This window comes from Azospira sp. MPR-E4, from assembly GCF_058809645.1.
In genome coordinates this window covers 1-3690 of sequence record NZ_JBXAST010000103.1, presented here as the reverse complement: position 1 = coordinate 3690, position 3690 = coordinate 1, and the positions used below count along the sequence as shown (strand labels likewise).

4 protein-coding genes are annotated in these 3690 nt (G+C 70.6%); all 4 read left to right on the top strand.

What is annotated here, in order from left to right:
* On the top strand, positions 1-386 hold a 386-nt coding region (locus tag AC1RTA_RS16445; protein ID WP_492785348.1), incomplete at its 5' end, for a 5-carboxymethyl-2-hydroxymuconate Delta-isomerase.
* Positions 379-1725 (top strand): sigma-54-dependent transcriptional regulator, encoded by a 1347-nt coding sequence (locus AC1RTA_RS16440; protein ID WP_492785347.1) that lies wholly within the window; start codon positions 379-381, stop codon positions 1723-1725. The genes AC1RTA_RS16445 and AC1RTA_RS16440, both read left to right, overlap by 8 nt.
* 96 nt (positions 1726-1821) lie before the next feature.
* Entirely contained in the window at positions 1822-2991 is a 1170-nt protein-coding gene (locus tag AC1RTA_RS16435; RefSeq protein WP_492785346.1) for an ATP-binding response regulator, read from the top strand.
* Complete coding sequence (locus AC1RTA_RS16430; protein WP_014238477.1) at positions 2988-3617, top strand: response regulator; 630 nt, start codon at positions 2988-2990, stop codon at positions 3615-3617. The genes AC1RTA_RS16435 and AC1RTA_RS16430 overlap by 4 nt, the downstream gene beginning before the upstream one ends.
* Positions 3618-3690: the final 73 nt, after the last annotated feature.

Sequence of the window (3690 nt, the reverse complement as noted above, 5' to 3'; positions counted from 1 at the left end):
CGCCTGACCCGCCCCGGAACCACGCCATGCCCCACCTGACCCTGGAATACAGCGCCAACCTGTCCCTGGACCCGGCCGCCAGCCTCGCCGCCCTCAACCGCTGCCTGGCCGACTCCGGCCTCTTCGAGGAAGCGGACATCAAGAGCCGGGCCCTGGCCCTGGAAGTATTCTGCGTCGGCACCGCCGCCACGCCCCGGGCCTTCGCCCATGCCAAGCTGAGCCTCATGCCGGGGCGCAGCATGGAGACCAGGAAGCAGCTGGCGGACAGCCTGCTGGCCGCCCTCTCGCCCCTGGTGCAGGCGGCGCCGGGCACCGAACTGCAGCTGTGCGTGGAGCTGTTCGAGATCGACCGGGCCAGCTATGCCAAGGAGAGCCGCCGTGTCTGAGGCCGCCGCCCTGCCGGTCTTTCTCGTCGAGGACGATCCGGCGGTGCGCATGGGCAGCGCCCAGGCCCTGACCCTGGCCGGCCTGGAGGTGCGCAGCTTTGCCGATGCCGAAGGGGCCCTGGCGGCCCTGGCCGCCGAACTGCCCGGGGCCGTGGTCAGCGACGTGCGCCTGCCGGGCAGGGACGGCATCACCCTGCTGGGGGAGCTGCGCCAGCTGGACCGGGAGCTGCCGGTGATTCTGGTCACCGGCCACGGCGACGTGGCCATGGCGGTGCAGGCCATGCGCGACGGCGCCCACGACTTCATCGAAAAGCCCTTCACTTCCGAACATCTGGTGCGGGTCACCCGCCAGGCCCTGGAGAAGCGGGCCCTGCTGCTGGAAAACCGGCGCCTCAAGGAAGCCCTGCCGACCCAGGACGGCCTGCCGGTGATCGGCCAGACCCCGGCCATGCAGGAGGTGCGCCGCCTGGTGGCGGCCCTGGCCCCCACCGACGTGGACATCCTCATCAACGGCGAGACCGGCAGCGGCAAGGAAGTGGTGGCCCGGGCCATCCACAGCGCCTCCGGCCGGCGCGGCCCCTTCGTCGCCATCAACTGCGCCGCCCTGCCCGAGAGCGTCTTCGAGAGCGAGATGTTCGGCCACGAGGCGGGAGCCTTCACCGGCGCCGGCAAGCGGCGCATCGGCAAGATCGAATACGCCCACGGCGGCACCCTGTTCCTCGACGAAATCGAGTCCATGCCCCTCAATCTCCAGGTCAAGCTGCTGCGGGCCCTGCAGGAGCGCAGCATCGAGCGCCTCGGCGGCAATGCCCCGGTGGCGGTGGATTGCCGGGTGGTGGCCGCCTCCAAGGCCGACCTCAAGGCCCTCTCCGAGGCCGGCCAGTTCCGCGCCGACCTCTACTACCGGCTCAACGTGGTCAGCATCGACCTGCCGCCCCTGCGCCAGCGCCAGGAAGACATTCCCCTGCTCATGGGCCATTTCCTGCAGCAGGCGGCCAAGCGCTTCGGCCGGGAAGTGCCGGCCTGGGGCCCGGCCGAACTGGCCCGCTGGCAGGCCCAGCCCTGGCCGGGCAACGTGCGGGAGCTGAAGAACGCGGCGGAGCGCTTCTGCCTGGGCCTGGACCAGCCCCAGGCGGCATCCCCGGCGGGCAGCGCCCCGGGGGCCGAGCTGCCCCTGGCCCGGCGCCTGGAGCTGGCGGAACAGGGCTTCATCGAGGCCGCCCTGGCGGCCTGCCACGGCAATGTGGCCCTGGCGGCCGAGCGCCTGCAGCTGCCGAAGAAGACCCTCTACGACAAGCTGGCCCGCCTGCAGATCGCCGCCGACACCTTCCGCCGCTGAAGCCGCCGGCCGGGGCCCTTGCCGGGCCCGGTCCGATGCCGTCAAAATGGGTGGCACAAGAAGCGGCCCCCCAGGGCCGCAAACCGGGAGGCTCCCGTGCCTGCGCGATTCGACAACGGCATCACCGGCACCATCCTGCTGGCGGACGATTCCGCCCTGGACCGCCATCTGTTCACCCAGCTGCTGCAGCGCTACGGCCACACGGTGCACGCCGTAGCCGACGGGGCCCAGGCCCTGGCCGCCCTCGACAGCCTGCAGCCGGACCTGGTGCTGCTGGACATCCGCATGCCCGACATGAGCGGGCTGGAGCTGTGCGCCAAGCTCAAGGCCGATCCGGCCACCCGGGACATCCCGGTGATTTTCATCAGCGCTGCCAGCGCCGTGGAGGACCGCATCCAGGCCTTTTCCAGCGGCGGCGTGGACTACATCGGCAAGCCCATCAAGAGCGAGGAAGTGCAGGCCCGGGTCACCACCCACCTGACCCTGCGGGCCCTGCGCCGCACCCTGGAACTGCGGGTGCAGGAGCGCACGGCGGAACTGGAAGTGGCCAACCGGCACCTCAGCGAGGAGATCACCGAACGCCGCCGCATGGCCCAGGAACTGCTCGAATCCCGGCAACAGCTGCGGGACCTGGCCGCCCACGGCGAAGCCGCCATGGAGCAGGAGCGCAAGCGCATCGCCCGGGAGATCCACGATGAGCAGGGCTCCCTGCTGACCGCCCTGAAAATGGACCTGACCCTGCTGCGACGGGAGCTGGGCGACGCCCCGCCGGCCATCGGCCAGCGCCTGGACACCATGCAGCACCTGGTGGAGGAGGCGGTGCGGGTGATGCGCCAGGTGGCCTCCCAGCTGCGTCCGGCGGTGCTCAACCTGGGCATCCTGCCGGCCCTGGAATGGCTCACCGAAGAATTCCGCCAGCGCACCGGCATCGCCTGCCACCTGCTGGCCGGGGACGACATTCCCCTGGACGACAGCCGGGCCACCACCCTCTTCCGCATCGTCCAGGAATCCCTCACCAACGTCACCCGCCATGCCGAGGCGAGCCAGGTGGATATCGCCCTGGACCTGGACGGAAACTGCATCCACCTGAAGATTGCCGACAACGGCAAGGGTTTCGAACTGCATCAGGTGAGCAGCCATTCCTTCGGCCTGCTCGGCATGGGTGAACGCCTGGAAGCCCTGGGCGGCAAGCTGCGCATCGACAGTGCCCCGGGCCGGGGCACCCGCCTGCACATCACCATTCCCCTGGCGGAGGAACTGCCATGATCCGCATCCTGCTGGCCGACGACCACAGCATCGTACGCAGCGGCCTCAAGCAGCTCCTGGCCACGGAAGCCGACCTGGAGGTGGCCGGCGAGGCCAGCCAGGGCAGCGAGGTCCTGACCCGGCTGCGCCAGGGCGGCATCGACCTGCTGCTGATGGACATGTCCATGCCCGGCATCAGCGGCCTGGACCTGATCCGCCGCGCCCATACGGAAGCGCCGGAGGTCCCCGTCGTCGTCCTCAGCATGCACAACGAGAGCCAGCTGGTGTCCCGGGCCCTGCGCGCCGGCGCCAGCGGCTACGTGACCAAGGACAGCGACCCGGCCATTCTCCTGGCGGCCATCCGCAAGGTAGCCAGGGGCGGCCGTTTCATCGACCCGGCCCTGGTGGACGCCATGGTCTTCGGCGCCCCGGAAGAGGCGCCGCCCCACGAGGCCCTCTCCGACCGGGAATTCGAGGTGCTGCAGCTGCTCAGCCAGGGCCTGGCCCTGGCCGCCGTGGGCGAACGGCTGCACGTCAGCGCCAAGACCGTCAGCACCCACAAGACCCGGCTCATGCAGAAACTCGGCATCGACAACAATGCCGAACTGGTGCGCTACGCCCTGCGCCACGGCCTGGGCCGGCCCTAGGCCCCGCCTCCGCCCTGTCGTTGCGCTGCCCGTTTCACGCCTTCCTCCCCGCTTCCTTCCCGCTTCCCCCTCC